This is a genomic window from Curtobacterium sp. MCLR17_045 (assembly GCF_003234405.1).
Lineage (GTDB): Bacteria > Actinomycetota > Actinomycetes > Actinomycetales > Microbacteriaceae > Curtobacterium > Curtobacterium flaccumfaciens.
Genome location: NZ_QKTB01000002.1, coordinates 135,721 through 162,353, shown reverse-complemented (window position 1 = coordinate 162,353; position 26,633 = coordinate 135,721). Strand labels below are relative to the sequence as shown.

25 protein-coding genes are annotated in these 26,633 nt (G+C 71.7%); 16 read left to right on the top strand and 9 right to left on the bottom strand.

Annotation, left to right across the window (positions count from 1 at the left end):
- Positions 1–83: 83 nt before the first annotated feature.
- Positions 84–1,772: a sodium:proton antiporter gene (locus DEJ05_RS02950; protein WP_027464738.1), complete on the bottom strand. Its 1,689-nt coding sequence runs from the start codon at positions 1,770–1,772 to the stop codon at positions 84–86.
- A gap of 115 nt (positions 1,773–1,887) precedes the next feature.
- Here DEJ05_RS02950 and DEJ05_RS02945 point away from each other — a divergent pair, with 115 nt between their 5' ends.
- From DEJ05_RS02945 to DEJ05_RS02935, 3 genes are all read left to right on the top strand, one after another.
- Positions 1,888–3,144 carry an inorganic phosphate transporter gene (locus DEJ05_RS02945; protein ID WP_035807670.1) on the top strand — a complete coding sequence of 419 codons (1,257 nt, stop codon included), beginning with the start codon at positions 1,888–1,890 and terminating at the stop codon, positions 3,142–3,144.
- Positions 3,144–3,440, top strand: coding sequence for a hypothetical protein (locus tag DEJ05_RS02940; RefSeq protein ID WP_111030495.1), 297 nt, complete (start codon positions 3,144–3,146; stop codon positions 3,438–3,440). The genes DEJ05_RS02945 and DEJ05_RS02940 overlap by 1 nt, the downstream gene beginning before the upstream one ends.
- Positions 3,441–3,721: 281 nt before the next feature.
- The gene (locus DEJ05_RS02935; protein WP_258376073.1) at positions 3,722–5,182 is read left to right on the top strand and encodes an aspartate ammonia-lyase; all 1,461 of its coding nucleotides are present in this window, start codon (positions 3,722–3,724) and stop codon (positions 5,180–5,182) included.
- 59 nt (positions 5,183–5,241) lie between these two features.
- Here the strand turns inward: DEJ05_RS02935 and DEJ05_RS02930 are convergent, their stop codons facing one another.
- Both DEJ05_RS02930 and DEJ05_RS02925 read right to left on the bottom strand, forming a co-directional pair.
- Positions 5,242–6,327 (bottom strand): YihY/virulence factor BrkB family protein, encoded by a 1,086-nt coding sequence (locus tag DEJ05_RS02930; protein ID WP_111038862.1) that lies wholly within the window; start codon positions 6,325–6,327, stop codon positions 5,242–5,244.
- Between the two features lie 181 nt (positions 6,328–6,508).
- A complete protein-coding gene (locus tag DEJ05_RS02925) occupies positions 6,509–7,828 on the bottom strand; it encodes an MFS transporter (protein WP_111109695.1) in 1,320 nt (439 codons plus the stop codon).
- Between the two features lie 69 nt (positions 7,829–7,897).
- On the opposite strand from DEJ05_RS02925, the gene DEJ05_RS02920 reads away from it, so the two are divergent.
- From DEJ05_RS02920 to DEJ05_RS02910, 3 genes are all read left to right on the top strand, one after another.
- Positions 7,898–8,269, top strand: a complete 372-nt coding sequence (locus DEJ05_RS02920; protein ID WP_173035534.1) for an FKBP-type peptidyl-prolyl cis-trans isomerase — start codon at positions 7,898–7,900, stop codon at positions 8,267–8,269.
- On the top strand, positions 8,269–9,105 hold the full coding sequence (locus DEJ05_RS02915; RefSeq protein ID WP_027464743.1) for an aldo/keto reductase: 837 nt from the start codon (positions 8,269–8,271) through the stop codon (positions 9,103–9,105). The genes DEJ05_RS02920 and DEJ05_RS02915 overlap by 1 nt, the downstream gene beginning before the upstream one ends.
- Positions 9,106–9,183: 78 nt before the next feature.
- Positions 9,184–11,427 (top strand): ATP-binding domain-containing protein, encoded by a 2,244-nt coding sequence (locus DEJ05_RS02910; RefSeq protein WP_241660464.1) that lies wholly within the window; start codon positions 9,184–9,186, stop codon positions 11,425–11,427.
- A gap of 150 nt (positions 11,428–11,577) precedes the next feature.
- Here DEJ05_RS02910 and DEJ05_RS02905 read toward each other — a convergent pair whose 3' ends face one another.
- From DEJ05_RS02905 to DEJ05_RS02895, 3 genes are read right to left on the bottom strand one after another with little or no spacing between them, the layout of a single operon-like run.
- A complete protein-coding gene (locus DEJ05_RS02905) occupies positions 11,578–11,847 on the bottom strand; it encodes a protealysin inhibitor emfourin (RefSeq protein ID WP_111100781.1) in 270 nt (89 codons plus the stop codon).
- A 29-nt stretch (positions 11,848–11,876) separates the two neighbouring features.
- Positions 11,877–12,926 carry a M4 family metallopeptidase gene (locus DEJ05_RS02900; protein WP_111109694.1) on the bottom strand — a complete coding sequence of 350 codons (1,050 nt, stop codon included), beginning with the start codon at positions 12,924–12,926 and terminating at the stop codon, positions 11,877–11,879.
- Between the two features lie 59 nt (positions 12,927–12,985).
- On the bottom strand, positions 12,986–14,062 hold the full coding sequence (locus tag DEJ05_RS02895) for a glycoside hydrolase family 6 protein (protein ID WP_146245002.1): 1,077 nt from the start codon (positions 14,060–14,062) through the stop codon (positions 12,986–12,988).
- Positions 14,063–14,244: 182 nt separating this feature from the next.
- Here DEJ05_RS02895 and DEJ05_RS02890 point away from each other — a divergent pair, with 182 nt between their 5' ends.
- From DEJ05_RS02890 to DEJ05_RS18285, 8 genes are all read left to right on the top strand, one after another.
- Entirely contained in the window at positions 14,245–14,694 is a 450-nt protein-coding gene (locus tag DEJ05_RS02890) for a VanZ family protein (protein WP_110864721.1), read from the top strand.
- Positions 14,695–14,794: 100 nt separating this feature from the next.
- Positions 14,795–15,064 carry a 30S ribosomal protein S15 gene (gene rpsO / locus DEJ05_RS02885; RefSeq protein ID WP_017885935.1) on the top strand — a complete coding sequence of 90 codons (270 nt, stop codon included), beginning with the start codon at positions 14,795–14,797 and terminating at the stop codon, positions 15,062–15,064.
- Between the two features lie 335 nt (positions 15,065–15,399).
- On the top strand, positions 15,400–16,017 hold the full coding sequence (locus DEJ05_RS02880; RefSeq protein ID WP_111109693.1) for a CE1759 family FMN reductase: 618 nt from the start codon (positions 15,400–15,402) through the stop codon (positions 16,015–16,017).
- A gap of 134 nt (positions 16,018–16,151) precedes the next feature.
- Positions 16,152–16,484: a hypothetical protein gene (locus tag DEJ05_RS02875; protein WP_146245001.1), complete on the top strand. Its 333-nt coding sequence runs from the start codon at positions 16,152–16,154 to the stop codon at positions 16,482–16,484.
- Complete coding sequence (locus DEJ05_RS02870; RefSeq protein ID WP_111109691.1) at positions 16,481–17,443, top strand: FAD:protein FMN transferase; 963 nt, start codon at positions 16,481–16,483, stop codon at positions 17,441–17,443. The genes DEJ05_RS02875 and DEJ05_RS02870 overlap by 4 nt, the downstream gene beginning before the upstream one ends.
- Entirely contained in the window at positions 17,443–18,000 is a 558-nt protein-coding gene (locus DEJ05_RS02865) for a ferric reductase-like transmembrane domain-containing protein (protein ID WP_111109690.1), read from the top strand. The genes DEJ05_RS02870 and DEJ05_RS02865 overlap by 1 nt, the downstream gene beginning before the upstream one ends.
- Entirely contained in the window at positions 17,997–19,286 is a 1,290-nt protein-coding gene (locus DEJ05_RS02860) for an NADH-ubiquinone oxidoreductase-F iron-sulfur binding region domain-containing protein (protein ID WP_111109689.1), read from the top strand. Before DEJ05_RS02865 ends, DEJ05_RS02860 begins: the two co-directional genes overlap by 4 nt.
- A complete protein-coding gene (locus tag DEJ05_RS18285; RefSeq protein WP_111109688.1) occupies positions 19,169–19,588 on the top strand; it encodes a ferredoxin in 420 nt (139 codons plus the stop codon). Before DEJ05_RS02860 ends, DEJ05_RS18285 begins: the two co-directional genes overlap by 118 nt.
- Before the next feature lie 34 nt (positions 19,589–19,622).
- On the opposite strand, the gene DEJ05_RS02850 is transcribed toward DEJ05_RS18285, so the two are convergent.
- Positions 19,623–20,840, bottom strand: a complete 1,218-nt coding sequence (locus DEJ05_RS02850; protein ID WP_111109687.1) for a hypothetical protein — start codon at positions 20,838–20,840, stop codon at positions 19,623–19,625.
- 281 nt (positions 20,841–21,121) lie between these two features.
- Between DEJ05_RS02850 and DEJ05_RS02845 the strand changes: the two genes are divergently transcribed.
- Positions 21,122–23,401, top strand: coding sequence for a polyribonucleotide nucleotidyltransferase (locus DEJ05_RS02845; RefSeq protein WP_110864729.1), 2,280 nt, complete (start codon positions 21,122–21,124; stop codon positions 23,399–23,401).
- 185 nt (positions 23,402–23,586) lie between these two features.
- Here DEJ05_RS02845 and DEJ05_RS02840 read toward each other — a convergent pair whose 3' ends face one another.
- On the bottom strand, positions 23,587–24,114 hold the full coding sequence (locus DEJ05_RS02840; RefSeq protein WP_111033188.1) for a YbhB/YbcL family Raf kinase inhibitor-like protein: 528 nt from the start codon (positions 24,112–24,114) through the stop codon (positions 23,587–23,589).
- A gap of 280 nt (positions 24,115–24,394) precedes the next feature.
- Positions 24,395–25,042: a TetR/AcrR family transcriptional regulator gene (locus DEJ05_RS02835; protein ID WP_071405592.1), complete on the bottom strand. Its 648-nt coding sequence runs from the start codon at positions 25,040–25,042 to the stop codon at positions 24,395–24,397.
- 251 nt (positions 25,043–25,293) lie between these two features.
- On the opposite strand from DEJ05_RS02835, the gene DEJ05_RS02830 reads away from it, so the two are divergent.
- Positions 25,294–26,628 (top strand): pitrilysin family protein, encoded by a 1,335-nt coding sequence (locus DEJ05_RS02830; protein ID WP_071405593.1) that lies wholly within the window; start codon positions 25,294–25,296, stop codon positions 26,626–26,628.
- Positions 26,629–26,633: the final 5 nt, after the last annotated feature.

Sequence of the window (26,633 nt, the reverse complement as noted above, 5' to 3'; positions counted from 1 at the left end):
TCTTGGGGACGTCGTTCCGCGGCGTGCTCACTCGGCGCTCTGCTCCTGCTCTCGATCGGAGCGCCAGGATACGCCCGGGGTGCTCAGGAGCGACTGCGCGACGCCTGCGCCGAGTCCATCGCGAGTTCTTCCGCGTCGAGGGTCACGAGCACGCGGCGCATGACCTCCTCGTCGAGGTTCCCCTTCTCCCGCTCCTCGAGCACGATCTCGCGGCGACGGTCGAGGAGCTCGCGGCGGATGTCCTGGATCTGCGAGCCACGGAGGCGCAGTGCGACGTTCCGCCCCTCGTCCTCTTCTTCCTCGGCGTCCTGACGGAACGTCTCGGCCTGACGCTCGAGTCGCGCCTTCAGCCGGTTCACCACCGAGTCGACGGCCTCCGAGCCGTACTGCTTCGCCCACGCCGGACGCCGCTTCTCGAGCAACTCGATCGCGGCCTCCGTCGTGCGCTGGTTGAGTCGCATCTCACTGCGCACGTCCTCCTCGCCCTCGGCCGGGTCCTGCACCTTGAGCGCGCGGATGACGAACGGCAGGGTGAGTCCCTGCAGCAGCAGGGTGCCGACGGTGACGAAGAAGGCGATGATGAAGATCGTGTCCTGCGCCGGGATCTGCGTCGGGCTCGCGACGACCGACACCGCTGCGGCGAGGGTCACCACACCGCGCATGCCCGTCCACGAGATGACGGTGAGCTCCCGCCAGTTGAGCTTCGGCTCGGCGGAACCGCGCATCCAGCGCAGCGACGGGTGCCCGCGGGACAGCTTGATCCGCAGCGGCCGGAGCCACTTCCCGTTGAACCGGTTGCGCGCGTAGGACTCGAACACGAACAGCGGCCGGACCAGGATCACCACCGCGAGCACGACGGCCGCGGCGGTGAGGGTCTGCCCGAGACTCCGCTCGCTCTCGACCAGGTCCTGCACGACGGTGTTGAGCTGCAGGCCGATGAGCGCGAACACGAAGCCCTCGAGGATGACGTCGATGCTCGTCCAGAGCGGGCGCTCCTGCAGGCGGGTGGCGTAGCCCTCCTTCGGCGAGTTGTAGCCGATGTACAGGCCCGCAGTGACGACCGCGATGACCCCGGAGCCGGACAGGTCCTCGGCGAGGATGTAGGCGACGAACGGCAGCAGGATGCTCATGATCGTCTCGACCACGGGGTCGTTGATGCGCATCCGGATCCAGTGCACGACGACGCCGAGCACGATGCCGACGACCAGACCGACGCCGATCGCCAGGCCGAAGATGCCGAGGTCCTGCCAGATCGTCAGCGACGTGCCCGCGATGATGAGCGTGAACACCCGCACCAGGGTCAGCGAGGCCGCGTCGTTGATCAGGCTCTCGCCCGACAGCACGGTCATCACGCGGCGGGGGAGTCCGAGCTTCCGGCCGATCGCGGCGGCGGACACCGCGTCCGGCGGGGCGACGATCGCGCCGAGCAGGATCGCCGCCGGCAGGGTCATGTCCGGGATGAGCAGGTACGCCACCCCGCCGACGACCAGGGCGGTGACGATCACCAGGAAGATGCCGAGCCGTCGGATCTGCTTGATCGAGCCGCGGAAGCTCTGCCACGACACGTCGAGGGCCGCCGAGTAGAGCAGCGGCGGCAGGATCACCGTGAGGATGACCTCGGAGTCGATCTCCATCGGCGGCAGCCCGGGCAGGAACGAGGCCGCCAGGGCGACCGCCGTGACGAGCAGCGGAGCGGGGAGCCCCTTGGCTCGGGCGAACCCCGTCACCGCGAGCGATCCGATCAGCAGGATGAGGAGCTCAGCGGTGTCCATGGACACATTCTCCCATCGGCATGGTTCCGAAGCTGAACGAGTGTGAAGCTGCGGTGAACAACAGGTTGCCGATCAGGTTTGCTCGAAGGGCCGACGCCTGGGACACTTGCCCGCGGTGGACATCACACTCATAGTCGTCCTGGTCATCGCGTTGGCCCTCTTCTTCGACTTCACAAACGGTTTTCACGACACCGCCAACGCGATGGCGACCCCGATCGCGACCGGCGCCATGAAGCCCAAGGTGGCGGTCACCGTCGCTGCGGTGCTCAACCTGGTCGGTGCGTTCCTCAGCACCGCCGTGGCGACGTCGATCTCACACGGGTTGATCAACGAGGGGCCCGGTGGCGTCGCCATCAGCCCCGAGATGATCTTCGCGGGCCTGATCGGGGCAGTCGTCTGGAACATGATCACGTGGCTCCGCGGGCTGCCGTCGTCGTCGTCGCACGCGCTGTTCGGCGGGCTCATCGGTGCCGCGATCGTCGGTGCCGGGTTCCAGTCGGTCAACTACGTCGCGCTGCTGACGGTGGTGATCATCCCGGCGTTCGCCTCGCCCGTGATCGCCGCGCTCGTGTCGTTCCTGTCGACGCGCATCGCGTACCGGATCACGAAGCGTCCGGTGTTCCCGAACGAGCGCGGCGGGTTCCGCATCGGGCAGGTCTTCACCAGCTCGATGGTGTCCCTGGCGCACGGCACCAACGACGCGCAGAAGACGATGGGTGTCATCACGCTGACCCTCATCGCCTCGGGCGCGCAGTCGTCGAACCAGGGCGTGCAGTTCTGGGTCGTCGTCGCCTGTGCCCTCGCGATCGCCCTCGGTACCTACACGGGCGGCTGGCGCATCATCCGCACCCTCGGCTCGGGCATCACCGAGATCCGTGCGACGCAGGGCTTCGCCGCCGAGGCCTCGACCGCCGCGACGATCCTCGCCTCCAGCCACCTCGGCTTCGCACTGTCGACCACGCAGGTGTCCTCGGGCTCGATCATCGGTGCCGGTCTCGGCCGCCGCGGCTCGAAGATCCAGTGGTCGACCGCCGGCAAGATCGTCATCGCCTGGTTCATCACCCTGCCCGCGGCCGCCGCGGTCGGTGCGGTCGCTTCGGGCATCGCCCGCCTCGGCGTCATCGGGCTCGTGCTCGACGCCGTGATCGGCGCCGTCGTGATCCTCGGCCTGTACCTGTGGTCGCTCCGCAAGCCGCACGAGCAGGCCTCCGCGATCGAGGTCGACGTCGCCGCGAACGCGGTCCTGACCCGCAAGGAGCTGCGTGACATGCAGCGCAAGAAGCGTGCCGACGCGGTCGCCCAGCGTCGCGCCGAACTGAGCCGCGAGCGCACGCTCCGTCGCATGGCGGCCCGCAAGGGAGGCCGTCGCTGATGGGCATCGACTGGTTCGCATTCCTCACCGTGGCGCTCGTCGCCGTGGTCTCGTCGTGCTTCGTCGTCGCCGTGTACTCGGTCGGCCTCCGTCTCTGGAGCGCCGCCGACACCCGCGAAGGCAAGTTCACCGTGAAGGAGGACGGCACGATCGGCCCGGCCACCGCCGGCTTCCCGAACCCCGCCGGAGCCTCGGCGGCCGCACGCGCACTCCGCGCCGCTGCCATCGCCTGCTTCGTCGTGTGCGGCGCCGTCGTGCTCTACGGCATCTACCTCATCGTCCCGCAGTTCCACTGACGGGCACGCTCACCGAGCGTGCAGAAGACGCCGGATCGCCCCTCGCGACCCGGCGTCTTCTGCTCACTCGTCGCGGGTTCGCCGCGCCCGCGCGCGCAGGCGGCGCGCTTGGTGAGCAGAAGATGTCGAGTCCCGCAGCGCGAGCCGACATCTTCTGCTCACGAAGCGACGGGAGGCCCGAGGCGGGCACGCCGCCCGCTCCGCCCAGCCCCGGCGCGTTCCCGGACCGGCCGGACGGACGGGACTAGCCTCGACGTGTGACCGGCAACGAGGAGGCACCTGTGACGACGACGACGCGGACCGAGAGCGACTCGCTGGGATCACGGGAGGTCCCGAACGACGCGTACTGGGGCATCAACACGTTGCGGGCACTGGAGAACTTCCCGATCACCTCCGTACCGATCGCCGTGTACCCGGACCTCATCGAGGCGCTCGTCACCGTGAAGCAGGCGGCGGCGCGGGCGAACCGGACGATCGGTGTCCTCGACGAAGAGCGCGCCGACGCGATCGACCGTGCAGCGCAGGAAGTCCGCGACGGAGCACTCCGCGAGCAGTTCGTCGTCGACGTCGTGCAGGGCGGCGCCGGGACGAGCACGAACATGAACACGAACGAGGTGCTCGCGAACCGGGCCCTCGAACTCCTGGGCCGTGAGCGGGGCGACTACGCGTACCTGCACCCGATCGACCACGTGAACCGCAGCCAGTCCACGAACGACACCTACCCGACGAGCATCAAGATCGCGATGATCTTCGGGGTCCGTCGTCTGATCGTGCAGCTCGAGGAACTCTCCGCGGCGTTCGCCGAGCGGGGCCGCGCCTTCGCCGACGTGCTGAAGGTGGGCCGGACGCAGCTGCAGGACGCCGTGCCGATGACCCTCGGGCAGGAGTTCACCGGGTTCTCGCACACGATCCAGGAGGACGCGGACCTGCTCCGCAAGGTGATGCCGCTGCTCGCCGAGATGAACCTCGGCGCCACGGCGATCGGCACCGGGATCACCGCGGACCCGCTCTACCGCGACGAGGTCCGCCGACAGCTGCAGGAGGCGAGCGGCATCGACGTCGTCACCGCCCCCGACCTCATCGAGGCGACGAGCGACGCCGGTGCGTTCATGACCCTGTCCGGCACGGTGAAGCGCAGCGCCGCGAAGCTCTCGAAGATCTGCAACGACCTGCGGCTGCTGTCGTCCGGCCCGCAGGCGGGCCTCGGCGAGATCACGTTGCCGGCTCGCCAGGCCGGCTCGTCGATCATGCCGGGCAAGGTCAACCCGGTGATCCCCGAGGTCGTGAACCAGATCGCCTACGCGGTCGCCGGGGCCGACACCACCGTGACGATGGCGGCGGAGAGCGGGCAGCTGCAGCTCAACGCCTTCGAGCCGATCATCGCCCACTCGATCCTGCAGTCGCTGCAGTGGATGTCCCGCGGCTGCGCGACCCTGCGCGAGCACTGCGTCGTCGGCATCGAGGCGAACGAGGCGAAGCTCGCAGCCCAGGTCGACACGAACGTCGGCGTCGTCACCGCGCTGACGCCGTACATCGGGTACGCGGCCGCGGCGTCGATCGCGCACACGGCGCTGACCACCTCGACGCCGATCTCGACGCTCGTCGTGGCCGCGGGGCTGATGGAGGAGGACCAGGTCATGCGGGTGCTCAGCCCGGCGCGGCTGTCGGGGATCGAGCTGGCGACGGGCGCGATCCCGATCGTCACCGAGGAGATGCTGGACGCCGAGGCGCGCAAGCGCTGACGCGGGGCGTCCGCACCACAGGAACGCGCGCACAAGCACCGCGCGCACACGCACGCCCGTCAGGGCAGCGGCCGCTCGCCCACCCGCACCTGCTGCGCCATCGCCCGCAGGTGCTCCTCGCCCGGGGTCAGCTCAGCGTCCTCTTCCTCGGCCACCCGCGCGGCCTCGGCCCGGACGTGCTGCGCGGCCGCGATGTCCTGGTCCCGCCAGCGCGCGAGCGTGAAGTTCCGCGTGACGTCGCGCAGCGGCAGCCGGATCGACTCGTCCGCCTCGATGCCGGCGAGCAGCTGCCGCATCCGGATCACCTCGGAGTCGAGCTCCCCGCCGACCACGAGCACGAAGTTGGAGATGTACAGGTACACGAGCAGCAGGATCGCGCCACCGAGCCACCCGTAGGCGCGGTTCCCGCCGCCAAGGGTCTCCACGTAGAGCGCGAACCCCACCGTCGCGATGGCCCAGGTCACGATCGCGAACGCGGCACCGGCCGACACCCACCGCAGCTGCGGGGTCTTCACGTTCGGCGTCGCGTAGTAGAGCACCGCCACCATCACGACGAGGTCGGCCGCCAGCACCGGCCACTTCACCACGTTCCACACGTCGTCGATCCAGGGCGCCCACCCGAGCTGTCGGATGACGGCCTCGGAGATCGTCGGCGTGCCGAGCAGGATGACGATGGCGACGGCACCGCCGACCATGACGAGCAGCGTGACGAGGAGCATCATGCTGCGGAACTTCCAGATCCGCCGGCCCTCCTCGACCTCGTAGGCGGTGTTCATCGCCCGCCCGAACGCCGTCGCGTAGCCGGACAGCGACCAGAGCGTCAGCACGACGCCGATCGTGAACCCGAGCCACGGGTTGTCCAGGGTCAGCAGCTGCCGGAGCGGCCCCTCGAGGTGCTGGGCGGTCTCCGGCCGGACGATGAACCCGAGGACCTCGACGATGTCGGTCAGGCTGTCGCCCTTGCGGTCGACGATGGACAGCGCCGACACGACCGCCAGCGCGGTCGGGAACACCGTCAGGAGCGCGAAGAAGGTCAGCGACGCGGCCGCGTCGACGACGCGGTGCCGGATGACCGAGTGGTAGGTGCGCCGGACGACGGCGCGGACTCCCGTCCGCTGGAGGTCGCGCGATGCGCTGTCCGGCATGTGTCGTACGGTACCCGACACGTGACGGCCTGGAGGCGCGTGGCGGGCCCGCCCCGCGCCTCCCGTCCGCCTGTTGGTCGCGTCGCGAGCTCCTGCAAGACACCGGTGTTCACGCTCCGCACCGCGGAACGCGGGTGTTCCACGTGCGAACACCGGTGTCTTGCGCACCAGGACCGACCGGTCAGTTGGCGTGGGGGTGCAGGGCGTCGTAGCGGCGGAACGACGGGACCATCCGGAGGAGCAGCGCGACGAGGCCGATGATCAGCACGCCGCCGATGACCGGCGGGTACGCGATGCCGGCCGCGACGACCAGGCCGGCGTACAGGTCACCGAGCCGCGGGCCGCCCGTGACCACGACGATGAAGATGCCCTGCAGCCGACCGCGCATGCCGTCCGGCGAGGCCGCCTGCAGGATCGTGTTCCGGAACACCGAGCTGACGTTGTCCGCACCGCCGGCCATCGCCAGGAACAGCGCCGCGAGCCCGAGCGCCGGCAGGATCTCGACGCCGAACGCCTCGCCCGAGCGGCCGCCGAGCACGTGCGCCAGCGCGATGACCACACCGAACGCCGCGATCGCCCCGCCGTACGCCGTGATGGCCCAGCCGACGGCCTCACCCTGGCGTCGGACGTGCCCGAGCGGCCCGGAGAACACGCTCGACAGCAGCGCCCCGATCGCGTACGCGGCGGTCAGGGTGCCGACGGTGATCGACCCACCGCCGATGACGAGCGCGCCGATCGCGGGGAACAGCACACGTGGCTGCCCGAAGGTCATCGCGATGATGTCGAGCACGAACGTCATCGTGATGTTGCGCGACCGCCGCAGGAACTTCGCGCCCTCGATGAGCGATCCGAGCCCCGGCCGCAGTGCGTCGTGGTCGGCGGCCATCCGGGGCAGCGTGAACACCCCGAGGAACGCGAACGTGAACAGCACGACGTCGATCGTGTAGGTCGGCGCGAACCCGACGCTCGCGATGAGCACACCGGCAATCGCCGGACCCACGGTGACCTGGAACCCGGACGCGATCCCGCCCAGGGCGCTCGCCGCGGGCAGCAGGTCGGTGCCGACGAGCCGGGGGACGATGGCCGAGCGGGAGGCGTTGCTGACGGTCGCCGCCACGGCGTTCACCGTCGCGAGCACGTAGAGCAGTGCGACGCTGTGCAGGTCGAGCCAGGCGTGCGTGGCGATCAGGGCGACGGCGACCCACGCGATGATCGACGACACGAGCGCGACGAGGCGTCGGTCGAAGGCGTCCGCGAGCATGCCGCCGTACAGGCCGGCGATGATCATCGGCACGAGCGCGATGACACCGACGAGGGCCACGGCGAAGGTCGAACGGGTGATCTCGTAGACCTCGAGCCCGACGGCGACGGTGGTCATCTGGGTACCGATGCCGGCGATCGCGGTGCCGGCCCAGAGCCGGGCGAAGGCGGGGGAGCGGCGGAGCGGGGTGAGGTCGGCGAGCAGGCGGCGGCGCGGCGGTGCGGGAGTCGATGGTGTCACGGTGGAACCATTCTGCGGGCTGGACGCTCGTTGCGCGTGCCCGGTGCGCGCTCTGGTTGACTGATCCGCATGACTGACCTGAACAGCAAGCCCGAGTTCGACGCCCCCGAGGGCCCCGCCCCCACCGAGCTCGTCATCACCGACATCGTCGAGGGCTCCGGCGAGGAAGCGTCCGCCGGCTCGACCGTCAAGGTCCACTACGCCGGCGTCGAGTACGAGACCGGCGAGGAGTTCGACAGCTCCTGGAACCGCGGCGAGCCCATCGACTTCCCGCTCGCGGCCCTGGTGCGCGGCTGGCAGGAGGGCATCCCCGGCATGAAGGTCGGCGGACGCCGCAAGCTCGTCGTCCCGCCGGAGCTCGCCTACGGCCCCGCCGGTGGTGGCCACTTCCTGTCCGGCAAGACCCTCATCTTCGTGATCGACCTGCTCGGGGTTCGCTGATGCAGGTCGGTGCCCCGACGATCGAGCTGAACGACGGCCACCGGTTCCCGGAGCTCGGCCTCGGCACCTACGGCCTGAACGGCGACGAGGGCGCGGCGGCGGTCGGTACCGCGATCGCGAGCGGCTACCGGCTGCTCGACACGGCGCTGAACTACGGCAACGAGGACGCCGTCGGCAAGGCCGTCCGTGAGTCCGAGGTGGCGCGCGAGGACCTCGTCGTCACGTCGAAGCTGCCCGGCCGGCACCACGGCTACGACGAGGCGCACCGCTCGATCGACGAGACCCTCGGCAACCTGGGGCTCGACCACGTCGACCTGTACCTGATCCACTGGCCGAACCCGTCGGTGGACAAGTTCGTCGACACCTGGAAGGCGTTCGTCGACCTCCGCGACAGCGGCAAGGTCCGCTCGATCGGCGTCTCGAACTTCACGCCCGAGCACCTGCGCCGGATCGTCGACGCCACCGGGGTCGCCCCGGCCGTCAACCAGGTGGAGCTGCACCCGTACTTCCCCCAGGCGGAACTGCGGAAGGTGCACCAGGAGCTCGGCATCGTGACCGAGAGCTGGAGCCCGCTCGCGAAGCGGTCGGAACTGCTCACCGAGCAGCCGATCGTCGACGCCGCCGCGGCGCACGGTGTGGCACCCGGCCAGGTCGTGCTGCGCTGGCACGTCCAGCTCGGTGCCGTGCCGGTGCCGAAGTCGGGTGACGCCGCCCGCCAGAAGGAGAACCTCGACGTCTTCGGCTTCGAGCTGACCGACGACGAGGTGCAGGCGATCTCCGCGCTCGAGCGCGGTCGTCTGTGGGACGGCGACCCGGACACGCACGAAGAGATGTGACTCCGACGCGACCCTTCGGGGACAGCGGGGCTCCCGGTGGGCAGTACACTGGTTCCCCCTCTTCCCGAAGGGTTGCGTGTGTCCGAACCGACCGAGATCGACCGTGAACGCGGCTACGTCGACGGCCTCTTCCGTCGTCTCGACGAGCTGACCGCCGAGGCCGAACAGCGCCTCGCCGAGACCCGCCGACAGGCGGTCGGCGGGAACCACCAGAGCCGCAGCGAGCGCGACGCGTACGCGCGGCTCTACGAGGACACCGTCGCGACGCTCGAGCGGGTGGGGGACCGTCTGGTCTTCGGCCGGCTCGAGGTCGCCGAGCCCGACAACCCAGACGACACCTTCCGGTACATCGGCCGTGTGGGGCTGCGCGACGCCGAGCACCGGCCGCTGCTGCTCGACTGGCGCGTCCCCGGTGCGAGCGCCTTCTACCAGGCCACCGCCGCGCACCCGATGGGCATGCGCTCCCGTCGGCACCTGTCCCTGCAGGGCCGTCGCGTGGTCGGCGTCGAGGACGAGGTGTTCGACGCCTCGCTCTACGACGACGAGCGCACCCACCTGCAGGGTGAAGGGGCGCTGCTCGCCGCGGTGACCGCCGAGCGCACCGGCCGGATGACCGACATCGTCGCGACGATCCAGGGTGAGCAGGACCGCATCATCCGCTCTCCGCTCGAGGGCGTGCTCATCGTGCAGGGCGGCCCCGGCACCGGCAAGACCGCCGTGGCGCTGCACCGCGCCGCCTACCTGCTCTACTCCTACCGCGAGCGGCTGCGGGGCTCCGGCGTGCTCATGGTCGGCCCGTCCCCGGCGTTCCTGACCTACATCGAGCAGGTGCTCCCGTCGCTCGGCGAGACCGGTGTCGTGATGGCGTCGCTCGGTTCGCTCTACCCGGGCGTGCACGCGACGACGCACGACACCCGCGACGTCGCCGCCGTCAAGGGCGCGGCGCAGATGGCGTCACTGCTGCGCCGGGCCGTGCGCTCGCGCCAGGTCGTGCCGACCGAGTCGGTCACGCTCGACATCGAGGGCGAGCGGCTCGTCGTGCCGCCGCAGCTCGTCGCCGACGCCATGAAGCGCGCGCAGGACCGCGGCAAGCCGCACAACGCCGCCCGCGTCACGTTCAACAAGACCGCCCTCGACGCGATGACCCGCCTGCTCGCCGAGCAGCTGCGGGAGCGCGGCACCACGGTGGACGAGGCCGACGAGAAGGTCCTGCGCGAGGACATCCGGAGTTCGTACGACGCCCGCGTGCTGCTCAACACCGCGTGGTTGCCGCTGCCGCCCGAGAAGTTCCTCGAGGACCTCTACGCCCGGCCGAACTGGCTCGCGTCGCTCACCCCCGACTGGACCCCGGAGCGCCGCGCCCTGCTGCAGCGTGCCCGCGGCACGGCCTGGACCGTCGAGGACGTCCCCCTGCTCGACGAGGCCGCCGAACTGCTCGGCCCGTTCGACCCGACCGGCGGCGCCGCCAAGCGCGCGGCGAAGGCCAGCCGGAACCGTGACATCGAGAACGCCCGCCAGGCCATCGAGAACATGGGCGTCGAGGGCATCGTCAGCGCCGAGCAGGTCGCCGGCTCGTTCGCAGAGGGCGGTGACCCCCGCTCCACCGCCGAGCGCGCCGCCGACGACCGCGAGTGGACCTACGGGCACATCGTCGTCGACGAGGCGCAGGAGCTCTCGCCGATGCAGTGGCGCGTGCTCGCCCGCCGCAACCCGCTGCGCTCCTTCACGATCGTCGGCGACATGGCGCAGGGTTCCTCGCCCGGTGCCGCACGCACCTGGGACGACGTCATCGGGGCGCTCGCGCGTCGCCGACGCGGCCGTGCGCCGCAGGTGCCGCTCGACCACCGCATCGAGCAGCTCACGGTGAACTACCGCACCCCGCGCTCCATCGTCGAGGCCGCCGGGGCCTTCGCGGACAGCGCCGGCCTCACGGTCACCCGCAACGAGGCCGTTCGAGACGGTGACCCCGTCGAGCGCGTCCGAGTCGCCCGGGCCGACCTGCTCGACACCGTCGTGGCCGTCGCCGACGCCGAGCGTGCCCGGATCGGCTCCGGCACCATCGGCGTCATCGTCCCCGAGGCCCAGGTCGACACGGTCCGGCAGCGGCTCGCCCGCACCGAGGCGGACGTCCGGGGCCTCGCCTCGCCGAACGCCGGCTCGCTCACGGTGCTGACGGGTGCGGACGCCAAGGGTCTGGAGTTCGACGGCGTGCTGCTCGTCGACCCGGACGGCGTGGGTGCCGACGCCGCCCGTGCCGCCGCCGCGGTGTACGTCGCGATGACGCGTCCGACACGTCGTCTGACGGTCATCGACGTCGACTGACGGTCGTGCGCGTGTCCCCGCGCACTTCGTGAGCAGGAACGGTCGGGTCCGTCGGTCCCACGCGACCGTTCCTGCGCACGATCGGTGGGTGGTGGCGTCCCCGCGGGGCGGACGGGAGGCCCGGTGCGGGCCCGCCACGGGCCTCCCGGCTCAGGTCGGGTCGCCTTCGGACCGCACCCGCGCGACCAGGTCGGCCCACGGACCGTCGAGGCGGCGACCCGGGATCGTCACGGTGGTGCGCTCGACGGTGATCGTCCAGCTGAAGTCGTCGGGGACGGGCGGTGCCGTCGGTGCCGGGGTGCGCCGCAGCGCGTCGACGACGTCGGACCACGCCGTGGGGTCGCTGCTCGTGTCGGTGTCGACCCGCCAGCGTCGTGTGGTGCCGGCGAAGCCCCCGGAGCGGCGGACCTCGATGCGCATGCCCGCGACGCTACGCCCGGGTGGCCTGCTCAGTCGAGCACGCCCACCTGCTGCCAGGCCTGACGGACCGCGGTCTGCTCGGCGGAACCGTCCCCGAACCGCCGCCCGGCCGCGTCGACAGTGACGGTGGCGAAGCCCGCGAAGTCGATCGAAGCGGTCACCTCGGGCGACGTCAGAGCGTCCCACCAGACGGCACCGGCGCCCAGCCACGCGGGGCCGCCGATGGCCGTGGCAGCCAGGAAGAACGCGTGGTTCGGGATGCCGGAGTTCGTGTGGACCCCACCGGCGTCGTCCGTGGTGACGACGAAGCCGGACATTGTCGCCGGCTGCGGGTCCTTCCCGAGCACCGGGTCGTCGTACGCGGTGCCGGGGGCCCGCATCGACCGGAGCGCGTCGCCCTGCACGGCGTCGGTGAACAGCCCCTCGCCGATGAGCCAGCTCGCCTGCTCCGCCGTCTGCCCCGCCGCGTACTGGGCGACCAGGGAGCCGAAGACGTCGCTGATCGACTCGTTGAGGGCGCCCGACTGGCCCTGGTAGGTCAGGTCGGCGGTGTACTGCGTGACGCCGTGCGCGAGCTCGTGGCCGATGACCTCGAGCGCGACGGTGAAACGGCGGAACACTTCGTCGTCGCCGTCGCCGAACACCATCCGGTTGCCGTCCCAGTAGGCGTTGTCGTAGTCCTGGCCGTAGTGCACGGTCGCGTCGAGGGGGAGCCCGGCGCCGTCGATCGACACCCGGCCGAACACCTCGAGCCAGAAGGCGTGCGTGGCGCCGAGGCCCGCGTACGCCTCGTCGACCGCGGCGTCACCGGAGTCGGCGTCGCCCTCGCGCCGGACGACGGTGCCGGGCAGCGTCGTGGTGCCGTGCGCGTCGGTGATCGTTCGCTGCGGCGAGCGGTCGACGGCACCGCTGACGCCGCGCGGCGCGACCAGGTGCGCGTGCTTCGGCGCCTGCACGGCGTCGAGCGAGGCCAGTGCGGTGCGTGCCGCCGAGGCCGCCCGGGGGAACGCGTCGGCGTCGGCGACGGCGCGGAGCAGGTAGGGCGGGACGACGGAGCGGATGCGGTCGGTCGCGGTCATGCGCACATGCAACCACCGGGCACCGACACGGCCCTGCGCGGGCTGTCGGAAGACGGTGGTCAGTCGCGCTTGCGGTGCTCGACGAGGGCCAGCGCGTACGACTCCCACCACTGGCCGGCCGCGGGGCCGCCGTTGCAGGTGCCGTCGCTGAGCCCGGGCGTCTTCACCCAGAGCAGGGCGTCGAGCCGGGTGCTGCCGCCGGTGACGTGCGGCTCCTGGCCGAGGCCGGCGCCCTCGGGGTTGCACCAGGTTCCCCGCCACCCCTGCCCGTTGCGGGAGACGTCGATGACGAAGTGCGGGTCGCCGCCGATCGCGTCGGCGAGCTCGTCGGCGTACGCGCGCTCCTGGTCGACCCGGTAGAAGTTCGACACGTTCGTGAAGAAACCCTGCACCTCGTCGACGCCGGCCTGCCGCAGCCAGTCGGCCATGGTGGCGGTCGGCACACGGTTCTCGTTGCCGCCGTCCAGGTACACGGTGAGCCCGTGGCCGGTCAGGGCGTCGACGGCCTTCCGCAGCAGGGGCAGGCGTTCGTCGCGCAGCCGCTCGCAGTTCTGGATCTGGGCGATCGAGTCGGGTTCGACGAGCACGACCGCGTGCGAACCGGCCATCGCCCGGACGGCGGACCGGACCCACGGCAGGTAGGCGTCGTCCTCGGTGCCGCCCTTCGAGTAGCTGCCGCAGTCACGGTCCGGGATGTTGTAGAGGACGAACACGGGGGTGCCACCGCGTTGCTCGGCCGTGCTGACCACCGACCGGATCGTGGAGCGGGTCTCGGCCCGCGAGGTGTTCGTCAGCCACGTCGCGATCGGCTGGTCGGCGATCACCGCGATCTGCTCGGCGGTCTGGGTGTCACCGTCGGCTCGGGCCTGGCGCTCGCGGAGGCCGGCCTGGTTCACGGCGGTCGGCTGGCGCGCGAGCCCGCCCGGGAACGCCTCGGCCGCGGACTTCCGCTCGGCGACGCTGCGGCCGCTCGGGGTACGGTCACCGTCCGGCTGGCCGCCGTTCCACGGGCCGACGACCACGAGGGTCGTGACGACCGCGGCGACGACGACGGCCGCAGCGGCGATCCACCCCCACTGCCGCAGGCCGCCGGTGCGGTTGCGGCGTGGGGTGCTGGGTGCCTCGTGCTCCGGCATGCTGCGGTGCTCCTGATCTGACCGTGCGGTGTCGGTGGTGCGGGCTCCGATCGCGCCCGGACCCATGCTGACAGGTGCGGGGGAGTCCTGACCAGCGCCGATCCGCGATCGCCCAGGTGTCGCACCGACGGCTGACAGGAGCGCTCCAGCGACCGCGCAGGACCGTGCAGCACACTGTGCGGATGTTCCGTCGACTCCTCCTCCTCGCCCTGACCGCGGGCTACGCCTGGGCGATCTGGCGGATGACGCTGACCCCGCAGGTCTTCACCTCGGCCCAGAACTCCCTCGTGCTGCACGCGATCGCCTGGGTGCAGCAGCTGCCGCACGGTGCCTGGTTCACGTACGAGCGCACCGAGTTCCTCGCCAACATCGCGATGTTCGTGCCCGTGGGGATGCTCGCGGCGCTGTGGTTGCCCCGGCGCTGGTGGATCCTCGGCGCGCTCGTCGCGGTCGCCCTGTCCACGGGCATCGAGTTCGCGCAGGCCACGTACCTGCCGTACCGCGTCGCGGACCCGCGCGACGTGCTGTCGAACGGCCTCGGCGGACTGCTCGGCGCGACGCTGGTCGGACTCGTCCGCAGCCTGCTGCCGGAGCGTCGTCGCCGACGCCGTCTGCACCCCAGGACCGCCTAGGACTCTGGTAGTCTTGTGCGGTTGCCGTCGAACGGCCGCGGACAAAGAGCGCTCGTGCATCAGGCACGGGCACCGCGCAACGGACAGGAAGGGGATCACCATGGCACTTGACGCACAGGTCAAGCAGGAGATCATCGAAGAGTACGCGACCCACCCGGGCGACACCGGATCCCCCGAGGTCCAGGTCGCCGTTCTGACGCGTCGTATCAACGACCTGAACGAGCACCTCAAGGAGCACAAGCACGACCACCACTCGCGTCGTGGCCTGCTCCTCATGGTCGGTCAGCGTCGCCGTCTCCTCGGCTACCTCTCCGACGTCGACATCGCCCGCTACCGCACGCTCATCGAGCGCCTCGGCCTGCGTCGCTAGTCGACCGACACACGCTTGACCGAACGCCCCGGTCCTCTTCGAGAGGACCGGGGCGTTCTTCGTTCCGCGGGGCGTTCGGCGCTCGGCGGGGCCCCCGCTACGACCGCGCTCCGTCCTCGGTCCGTCCTCGGTCGGTCACGACACGTCGCCCGCACTCGTCCCGCGGTCACGACTCGTCGGCCACCACGGTCCCAGTCGACACTTCGTGACCGCTCCGCAGTCAGCGCGCGGGGAGTCGTGACTGATCGGCACGCTGTTCGATGGCGGGAATGGTTGCGAGGGGGACCCGGTTGGATGCTATGTTCATGCAAACGCATCGAAAGTCGGGAAGCATCATGACCACCATCGCCGTCGTCTCCGCCGGACTCTCCGAGCCCAGCTCCACCCGCCTGCTCGCCGACCGTCTGGGCGAGGCCGCCGTGGCGTCGCTCGTCGCCGAGGGCACCCCGGCACACGTCGTGCACGTCGAACTCCGGCCGCTCGCGCACGAGATCACCGACGCGATGCTCACCGGCTTCGCGGCCCCCGCGCTCTCCGCAGCGATGGCCGCCGTGGTCGAGGCCGACGCCGTCGTGTTCGTCACGCCGATCTTCACCGCGGGCGTCAGCGGACTGGCGAAGTCGTTCCTGGACGTGCTCGACAAGGACTCGATGGCCGACATGCCCGTGCTGCTCGGGGCCACCGGCGGGACCTCGCGGCACTCCCTCGCGATCGACCACGCCCTGCGGCCCGTCTTCGCGTACCTGCGCGCGGCGATCGTGCCCACCGGGGTCTTCGCCGCGACCGACGACTGGGGGACCGACGGTGACGCGGCCGCCCTGGACGGTCGCATCCGCCGGGCCGGAGCCGACCTGACCTGGGCGATCCGGGCCTCCAGGCGGGCCCCGCAGGAAGCCGATGCGCTCCCCGCGACCCCGGACTTCGCGAGCCTGCTCGGCGGCCTCGGCCACTGACCCGCGTCCCGCCGCCGTCGACGGGAGCGCGTGCTCTTAGACGGACCACAGGGTTCGTACGGGCGGTGCGCGGCGGGTGCGCGGCTGGCTCATCGGTGCCCTCGGGAACCTCGTCATGACGACGAGGAGCACCGATGGACACCAGAGGCAGCGGCAGGCGATCCGCACGGATCACGAGTGCGCTCGTCAGCGTGGGCGGGCTCGTGGTGGCGATGGTCACCGGTGCGGGGCTCTGGCTCGGGCACGAGCAGGCGAGCACGAGCACGAGCAGTGACACGAGCACGAGCAGCTCCAGCAGCAGCGACTCCAGCAGCAGCGAGTCCAGTAGCAGTGCCGACACGAGCACCGACTCGTCGACCCAGCCGACCGACTCCGCCACGAGCGACTCCGGGACCAGCGACTCGGACACCGGGGTGTCGCAGGGCACCACCGGCGGGACCTCCGACACCACGACGACGGGGTCGTGACCGTGCGCGCCGCCACCGAGTGGGACCTCTGGACCACGACCGCCCGGGTCGTCCTCGACCACCGGGACCGTCGGCACCTCGCTGCCGCGGAGTCCTGCGTCCGGCAGGTCACCTCCGCGGTCGACGCCGCGTGCAGCCGCTTCCGCGACGACTCCGAACTCACCGCACGCGCCGACGACCTGGTGCGTGGCACCGAGGTGTCGCCGCTCCTCGCCGCACTGGTGCACCAGGCCCTCGACGCAGCCCGGCTCTCCGACGGTGACGTCGACCCCACCCTCGGGCGCCGGATGGTGTCCCTCGGGTACGACGCCGCCTTCGCCGACGCCCGGCCGGTCCCGTCGCCCGAGGCCCTGTCGCGTGCACTCGACGACCGTCCGGCGTGGCAGCGCATCCTGCTGTCGGGCACGTTCCTGCGCATCCCCGAGGGCGTCACCCTCGACCTCGGTGCCACGGCGAAGGCCGCTGCCGCCGACATGGCCGCGGCGAGCATCACCGCACGGCTCGGCATCGGGGCGCTGGTGTCCCTCGGCGGTGACGTCGCGACCGCCGGCCCGGATCCGTCCGGCGGCTGGCAGGTGCGGGTGGAGGACCTCGAGGGTGACCCGGTCGACCACGTCCGGATCGCCTCGGGGTGGTCCGTGGCGACCTCGAGCACGCAGAAGCGCCGCTGGGAGCAGGACGGCACCGCCCGGCACCACATCCTCGACCCCCGGTGGGGTCTGCCGGCCGAGCCGGTCTGGCGCACGGTGACCGTCGTCGCCCCGTCGTGCACCACCGCCAACACGATGACGACCGCCGCCGTGGTGCGCGGTCGCACCGCCGCCGAGTGGCTCCGGCAGAGCGGACGCGCCGCCCGCCTCGTCGCCGCCGACGGCACGGTCGTGCGGCTCGGCGGCTGGCCCGACGACCAGGGCACCGACGGTCAGCGCGCCGACGACGACCGATCGGCGGTCGCGTGATGGACACCGCGCTCTGGGTGATCGGCCGGGGCTTCGGGGTCACCGCCGTCCTGCTCCTCACCCTCACGGTGCTCCTCGGCATCGTCACCAGGAGCGGACGACCGCTGCCCGGACTGCCCCGGTTCGCCGTGCAGCTCGTGCACCGGGACGTCGCCCTCGCCGCCACCGTGTTCGTCGCGGTGCACGTGGGGTCGCTGCTGCTCGACCCCGAGGCCGAGCTGCGCCTCCTCGACACGGTCGTGCCGTTCGTCGGCGCCGACCGGTGGTTCTGGCTGGGGCTCGGCACCATGGCCGTCGACCTGCTCGTCGTGCTCGTCGTCACCGCACTGCTCCGCCGTGTGATCGGGCCGCGGGCCTTCCGCGCGGTGCACTGGGCGGCCTACGCCATGTGGCCGATCGCCCTGGCCCACGCGGTCGGCACCGGGACCGACGGCACCTCCGCGTGGTTCCTCGTGCTCGCCGGCGTCTGCACCGCGGCCGTCGTCGGCGCCGTCGTCTGGCGCTGCACCGCCCGTGTCACCGAGTTCCGTTCCGCGAAGCTGGAGGTCGTCCGATGACCCTGACCCACCCCCGCACCGTCGTCCCACCCACCGGCACCCGACGGCTCCTGGCCGCACCCGGTCCGGCCCGCACCGACCACGAGGACGCCTTCGGCCCGCTGCCGCAGCTCGGCCCGTGGCTGGTCGACGAACTCGGCCGCGCCGGCGTCGACGGCCGCGGCGGAGCCGGGTTCCCGCTCGCCCGGAAGCTCGCCGCCGTGACCGTCCGCGGCCGCCGCCGGGGTCGGGGTGCGCCCCTCGTGGTCGCGAACGCCGCCGAGGGGGAACCCGCCAGCCGCAAGGACGCCGTCCTGCTCGAGCGCGCACCGCACCTGGTACTCGACGGCATCGTCGTCGCGGCCGTCGCGGTCGGTGCGTCCGAGGCAGTGCTCGCCACGAGCGACCGACACGCCGGTCCGGTCCGCCGGGCCCTCGCGGAACGCGCCGACCGCGGCGGCGACCGCGGCGGCGACCGCGGCGGCGACCCCGTGCCGATCAGCCTGCGGGTCCTGCCCCACGCCTCCTTCGTCTCCGGGGAGGCCAGCGCTCTCGCCTCGGCCGTCGCCGGTGGCCGGGGTGTGCCCGAGGACCGCGTGGTGCGGCTCGCCGAACGGGGCCCGAGCGGGCGACCGACCCTGGTGTCGAACGTCGAGACCCTCGCCCAGGCAGCACTCGTCGTGCGCTTCGGGGCGGCGTGGGCCCGGGGCGTCGGCAGCCCGAGTGCCCCCGGCACCCGGCTCGTCACGGTGAGCGATGTGACGGACCCGACCACCGCGGTGGTGCTGGAGACCGCCGGGGGTGTGCCGCTCGGGGAACTGCTGCGGGCCTCCCGGCTGCCGGTGACCGATCCGGCGCACACGCGCGCCGTGCTGGTCGGCGGATGGGGCGGGACGTGGCTGCCGGCCGCGGCCCTCGACGCGTCGTTCGACCCCGAGGGACTGGCTCGGTGGGGTGCCGCGCCCGGGGCCGGGGTGCTCGCCGTGCTCGACGACCGGACCTGCCCGATCGCGGTGACGGCGCGGCTGGCGACGGCGCTCGCCGGAGCGTCGGCCGGACGGTGCGGACCTTGCGTGAACGGACTGCCGCGGATCGCCGACGTCGTCGGGGACCTGGCCTCGGGGCGAGCAGCGGGGGACCTGGCGGGAGAGGTGCGTCGGGTCGCCGCGCTGGTGGACGGTCGTGGGGCGTGTCACCACCCGGACGGTGTGGCACGGATGGTGCGGAGCGCGCTCGACGTGTTCCACGACGACGTGCGGGCGCACCTCGGTGGCCGGTGCCTGCTGCGACGCGGGGGTGCGCGGTGAGCGGGGGCGTCGGCGCGGGTGCGGGCGACGTCTCGCTGCACGTCGACTGGACGCGCTGTCGGGGCCGGGGGTTGTGCACGGAACTGTTCGCCGAGCGGCTCGAGCGCGACGAGTGGGGCTACCCGATCGCCCGGGCCGGCACCCCCGGCGCCCGGGCCGGAGGCGACCCCGGCGATCCGGGCGACCCCGGCACCCCCGACACCGGCACCCGCGACGTCCCGGTCCGTCCGCACGAGCGGGCCGCTGCGGCCGACGCCGTCGCGATGTGCCCCCTGCAGGCGCTCCGACTGGTGGAGCGGTGAGCAGCCGGCGACCGGCGCCCGGCCGGCCCAGCGCTCAGTACCAGTGCGGGTTGACGCTCATCTCGTGGCCCCACGCCCCGCAGGGTGATCCGTAGGCGCTCTTGATGTACGCGAGCCCCCAGTCGATCTGCGTGTTCGCGTTGGTGCGCCAGTCGGCTCCGGCGACCGCCATCTTCTCGGCCGGCAGCGACTGCGGGATGCCGTAGGCGCCGCTCGAGGCGTTCAGGGCGTTGGCCCTCCACCCGGACTCCTGCGTCCAGAGCGACACCAGGCACGAGAACTGGTCGGAGCCCCACCCGTACGACCCGAGCGCGCTCCGTGCGTAGGCCTGCGCGGCCGCGGGGTCCACGGCGACGCCCCCGGTGCTCGGGTAGGACGAGCCGGTGCCGCCGCTCGTCGCGCCGCCGCTGGAAGCGCTGCTGCCGGCGTTCGCCGCGGCCGTGTTCGCCTCCGCCTCGGCCGCCGCCGCTGCGGCCCGCTTGCGCTGCTGCTCCGCCTTCTGCGCGGCGACCCGCTGGCCGAGTTCGTACCCGGCCTCCTGCTTCGCGGTGCTGTCCTTGAGCGACGCGAGTTGCGCGTACAGCTCGTCGCTGTGCTGCTCCGTCGACTCGACGGCGGCGTCCGCCGCCTGTTCCGCCGACTTCGCTGCGGCCGAGCGATCCTCGGCCGCCTGCGCGCGCGTCGCGCGTTCCGTCTCGGCCCGCTCGGCCTGCTCGTGCAGCGACGACGCCGTGCCGGCCGCGACGGACGCGTCGTCCATGACGCCGGCCCAGGTCTCCGACAGCTGGTCGAGGGCGCCGAGCTGGTAAAGCAGCTGGTCCGGGTTCTTCGCGGTCGCGATGCGGGTGGTCATCTGGTTCGTGCTGCCGTCGCGGTACAGGTTCGCGGCCAGTTGGCCGGCCCGCTGCTGGGCCCGGTCCGCCGTCTCGCTCGCGTGCTGCGCCTGGGCCTGGAGGCTCGTGGCGGCCTGGGTGGCCGACGCCAACTCCGACTCGGCCGCGTCCGCCTTCGACGAGGCCACCAGGGCAGCCTGCGACTTCGCGGCTGCTTCGTCCTGCGCCGACTGCAGCGCCGCCTGCACCTTCTGCACCTCGGCGCGCTTGGCGGTCTCGTTGCCCTTGGCGCGCTGGACGTCCTGCCAGGTGGGGTACTCGGTGGCGTTCGCAGGGGCAGCGGTCAGGGCCGGGGCGACGAGCGCGCCGACGACCACGGCGGCCGCGACGAGCACGCCCCGCGAGGGGGTGAGGCGCATGTCGGCAGGCTACCGATGTTCACCAGGAGTCCAGCGAGCCGCGCCGCCGACAGCCTGAGGACTGGTAAAGTCCATCGTGTCCGAGGACTCATTCCCCGGACGTCACACACAACACTGCGCAGGCCGGGCACGGAGCTGGTCATCGGTGGTGGCTCGCGGGCCGGAACGGTTTCCCGAGTGCTTCTACTGCTGGCCAGACATGCGTCCGGAACGATCGGCGCGCACGCACCATCGAGTGCCGTCGCCACGGCCTGCCGGAAACACATCAAGGAGGCGCCCTTTTGGAGGGTCCCGAGATCAAGTTCGCCGAAGCCGTCATCGACAACGGCAAGTACGGCAAGCGCACCGTCCGGTTCGAGACCGGTCGGCTCGCACAGCAGGCCCAGGGCGCGGTCGCCGCGTACCTGGACGAGGAAACGATGCTCCTCTCGGCCACCAGCGCCGGCAAGCACCCGCGTGAGGGCTTCGACTTCTTCCCGCTGACCGTCGACGTCGAAGAGCGTTCCTACGCCGCCGGCAAGATCCCCGGTTCGTTCTTCCGTCGTGAAGGCCGTCCGTCGACCGAGGCCATCCTCGTCTGCCGTCTCATCGACCGGCCGCTGCGTCCGTCGTTCGTCGACGGCCTCCGCAACGAGGTGCAGATCGTCATCACCGTCCTGAGCATCGCTCCGGACGAGTTCTACGACGCGCTGGCGATCAACGCCGCGTCCGCGTCGACGCAGATCTCCGGTCTGCCGTTCTCCGGCCCGATCGCCGGTGTGCGCCTCGCGCTCATCGGTGACCAGTGGGTCGCGTTCCCGAAGGCCTCGCAGCTCGCCGACGCCGTGTTCGACCTGACCGTCGCCGGTCGTGTCGTCACGGACGAGGCCGGCAACGAGGACGTCGCGATCATGATGGTCGAGGCGGAAGCCACCGAGCACGCCTGGGACCTCATCCAGGGCGGCGCCACCAAGCCCGACGAGGCCATCGTCGCGCAGGGTCTCGAGGCGGCGAAGCCGTTCCTCAAGTCCCTCGTCGACGCGCAGGCCAAGCTCGCCGCGCAGTCGGCCAAGGAGATCCAGGACTTCCCGGTCTTCCCGCCGTACGCGCCCGAGGTCTACTCGGCCGTCGAGGCCCTCGCGCTCTCCGAGCTCGGTGACGTCTACAAGATCGCCGCCAAGACCGAGCGTCAGGACGCCGACGACGCGCTCAAGTCGCGCGTCAAGGCTGCCATCGCCGAGCAGGTCACCGCGGGCTCGCTGCCCGAGGTCGCCAACTCGCAGGTCGGCGCCGCGTACAAGTCGGTCACGAAGAAGGTCGTCCGCGGCCGCATCCTGACCGAGCAGATCCGCATGGACGGCCGCGGCCTCGCCGACATCCGTCCGCTCGACGCCGAGGTCGCCGTGATCCCGCGCGTCCACGGTTCGGCGATCTTCCAGCGTGGCGAGACGCAGATCCTCGGCGTCACCACGCTGAACATGCTCAAGATGGAGCAGCAGATCGACTCGCTGTCGCCCGTCACGAAGAAGCGCTACCTGCACCACTACAACTTCCCGCCCTACTCGACCGGTGAGACCGGCCGCGTGGGTTCGCCGAAGCGTCGCGAGATCGGGCACGGCTTCCTCGCCGAGCGCGCCCTCGTGCCGGTGCTGCCGTCGCGTGACGAGTTCCCGTACGCCATCCGTCAGGTCTCCGAGGCGCTCAGCTCCAACGGCTCGACCTCGATGGGTTCCGTCTGCGCCTCGACCCTGTCGCTGCTCAACGCCGGTGTGCCCCTCAAGGCCCCGGTCGCCGGCATCGCGATGGGCCTCGTGTCCGACACCGTCGACGGCCAGACCCGCTACGCGGCCCTGACCGACATCCTCGGTGCGGAAGACGCCCTCGGCGACATGGACTTCAAGGTCGCCGGTACCTCGGAGTTCGTCACCGCGATCCAGCTCGACACCAAGCTCGACGGCATCCCGTCGACGGTGCTCGACGCGGCGCTCAAGCAGGCCAAGGAGGCCCGCTCGGCCATCCTCGGTGTGCTGAACGAGGCCATCGACGCCCCCGACGAGATGGCGGACACCGCTCCTCGCGTCATCTCGGTGCAGATCCCCGTCGACAAGATCGGCGAGCTGATCGGCCCGAAGGGCAAGACGATCAACGGTATCCAGGACACCACGGGTGCCGACATCTCGATCGAGGACAACGGCACCGTCTACATCGGCGCCGTCGACGGTCCGTCGGCCGAGGCTGCTCGTGCCCAGGTCAACGCGATCGCCAACCCGACCAACCCGGAGATCGGGGACCAGTTCCTCGGCACCGTCGTGAAGATCGCCACCTTCGGCGCCTTCGTGTCGCTGCTCCCGGGCCGTGACGGTCTGCTCCACGTCTCCGAGGTGCGGAAGCTCGCCGGTGGCAAGCGTGTGGAGAACGTCGAAGACGTGCTCGGCGTCGGCCAGAAGGTCCTCGTCGAGGTCACCAAGGTGGACGACCGCGGCAAGCTGTCGCTCGCGCCGGTCGTGGCCGACGAGACCGAGGGTGACTCCACCTCGGCCGAGACGGTCCGCGCCCACGCCGAGGACCCGGCCGAGGGCTGATCCTCTCCGCGTCCTGACGCACGAACGGCCGCCGTCCCTTCCGGGGCGGCGGCCGTTCGCCGTTGCGGGGCAGGTGCCACGCGTTGGCCGCGCGTGCTTTCGCGGTCAGCGACACCTCACGGGCACGGCGCCGCGTGAACTGTCGCTGTGCGCGAACGATCACCGCGCCGTGCCACGCGTGTCCGTCAGGCCGCGGGGGTCTCCTGCGTGCCCATGAGCTGCGCGCGCCCGAGCAGGTGCCCACGGAGCATGAAGCCCACGACCGCGGGGGTCGCGTCGGCGGGGACCTCGAGCACGGGGACGTCGAGGGCGCTCAGCGTGAAGAAGTAGCGGTGCACACCGTGGCCCGCGGGCGGAGCAGCCCCGAGGAACGTGTCCGTGCCGAACTCGTTGCGGCGGCGGAGTGCCTCGGCGGGCAGCAGGGCGTCATCGGTACCGGCGCCTGCGGGGAGCGACGTCGCCGAGCCCGGGATGTCGGTCAGGCTCCAGTGCCAGAAGCCGGAGCCGGTCGGGGCATCGGGGTCGTAGACGGTCAGGACGAAGCTCTTCGTGCCCTCGGGTGCGTCCGACCACTCGAGTGCGGGGGAGCGGTCCTCACCGCCGACGTCGGAGCCGCGTGCCGAGGTGGGCAGCTCGCCTCCGTCGGTGAAGTCGGGGCTCGTCAGGGTGAAGGACGGGACGTCGGGCAGGTTCCAGTTGGGGTCGTTGGCCATGCCCCCAGCCAACACCCGCCGGCTCGGGCTGCGCTCGGTGCGCGCGCGGGGCTGTGGGAGTTCGCACGTGACGGCCTGGAGGCGCGGTGCGGGCCCGTCACGGGCCTCCCGTCCGGCCGCGGTCGCCTCGACCGCCCCACGGAAGCGACACATGTGCGTCGCGCGGGTGCGTCCGTGCCGGGAAGGCGACAGGATGCCGCGAACTGTTCGGGGCTATCTGTCGCTTTCGCGAAAGCGACAGTGACAGCCGATAGCGACAGTGCTGGCGGCGAGCCGAGCGTCAGCCCGCGAGCACCCGGTCGACCACGCGGTTGAGCGCAGCGGTGGCGGCGATCGCGTCACCGGCGTACGCGCCGGCCATCGCACCGTCGCGCGCGAGCATGAGCTCGTCGGCGCCGTCGCCGGGCAGGGGGTGTCCGGCCTCCTGCAGCAGGGTCGCCAGCCGTTCGGTGTACCAGTCGCGGTGCACGGCGACGACCTGGCGGACCGGATCGCGAGGGTCGTGGTACTCGGCGGCGGCGTGCAGGAACGCACAGCCGCGGAACGCCGGGTCGTTGACGTCGTCGGCCAGGGCGGCGACCCACGCGCGAACGGCCCGCTCGGGGGAGCCGGCGTCGGTGATGAGCTGCTCCATCCGCTCCTGCACGCGCTCGTGCTGGGTGCGGATGTAGGCCAGGATCAGGTTGTCCTTCGACCCGTAGTGCTTGTAGAACGTCGCCTTCGTGACGCTCGCCTCGGAGATGAGACGGTCGACGCCGACGCTGTGGATGCCCTCTTCGTAGAAGAGTCGCGTGGCGGTCTCGAGGACACGGACCTTCGCGCCGCCGGAGCGGGGAGTCGGGGGGACGCTCGACCCGTCCGGCGACGCGAGGTTCGTGCTCGGGCCGGGGAGACGCTGGACGGCCGGTTGGGGGGAATCGACCGTCACAGCGTGTACTCCTCGGACTCATCGGCTCCGCGACCGGAGTGGGGGGACTCGGTGGTCGCGCAGGACTGATGTCCCGAGCCGCCGGATCGGAACTTAGGGGGGCTTTCGATCCGGCGTGACCAACAGTAGCACAAGGAGGACAGACAGACGAGTCGGTCTGTCCACATTTTCTGTACCCCACTTCGAGTGGCATGCGACCGAGACCGGGAAACTGGGCGGGAGGCATCGACGGATCACTAGGCTCGTCTGCGATGAACCAGCCAGTGCCACTGCCGCTCGGGGCCCCGGACACGTCGTTCCTGACGTCCGGCGGGGCCTTCGTCCGTCGCACCGTGCTGCCCTCGGGCGTCCGTGTGCTGACCGAGGCGGTGCCGGGTGCCGCGTCGACGAGCATCGGGTTCTGGGTCGGCGTCGGTTCGCGTGATGAGCGCGACGGGCAGTTCGGGTCGACGCACTTCCTCGAACACCTGCTCTTCAAGGGCACCGAGACCCGGTCGGCGCTCGACATCGCCATCGCGTTCGACTCGGTCGGCGGCGAGCACAACGCTGCGACCGCCAAGGAGTACACCTGCTACTACGCACGGGTCCGGGACACCGACGTCCCGATGGCCGTGAACGTCATCGGTGACATGGTCACCGGCTCGGTGCTCGAACCGGATGCCTTCGCCGTCGAGCGCGGGGTCATCCTCGAAGAACTCGCGATGGCCGCCGACGACCCGGCCGACGTCGCGGGCGAGGCGTTCTTCGCCGCGGCCTTCGGCGGACATCCCCTCGGCCGTCCGATCGGCGGCACCCCGGACAGCATCCGTGCGGTCCAGCGCGACGAGGTGCTGGCCCACTACCGCGAGCACTACGCGCCGAACGGCATCGTCGTCACCGCCGCCGGTGCCGTCGACCACGACCGGTTCTGCGAACTCGTCGCCGGCGTCTTCCACGACGCCCCGGACGCCGAGCCGCTGCCGCGCCGCACGCCCGAGACCGTGGCCGACCCGGTCGAGGCGAAGTTGACCGTGGTGCACCGCCCGACCGAGCAGGTCAGCATGCTCCGCGGCTCGCAGGGCCTCGACCTGCGCGACGACCGCCGTCCCTCGCTCAGCGTCCTGAACGCCGTGCTCGGTGGCGGCATGAGCTCGCGCCTGTTCCAGGAGGTCCGCGAGCGCCGCGGTCTGGCCTACGCGGTGTCGTCGTTCGCCCCCGCGTACCTGGACAACGGCGCCTTCGGTGTCTACGCCGGCTGCGCGCCGGACAACGTCGCCGGTGTCATCGACATCGTCGACGCCGAGTTCCGCCGGATGGTCGACCACGGCATCACCGACGACGAGCTCCGACGTGCCAAGGGCCAGATCGAGGGCGCGCTGACGCTCTCGCTCGAGGACTCCGACGCCCGCATGACCCGCCTCGGCCGCTCCGAGCTCGGCACCGGCGAGTACACCGACCTGTCGACGGCGCTCGAGCGTGTCGACGGTGTCACGACCGACGGCGTGCTCGAACTCGCGCGCGACCTGCTCACCCGGCCGACGATCACCTCGGTCGTCGGTGCCGTGCAGCAGGACGAACTCGCTGCGGCCATCGGGATCGGCAGCTGAGCACG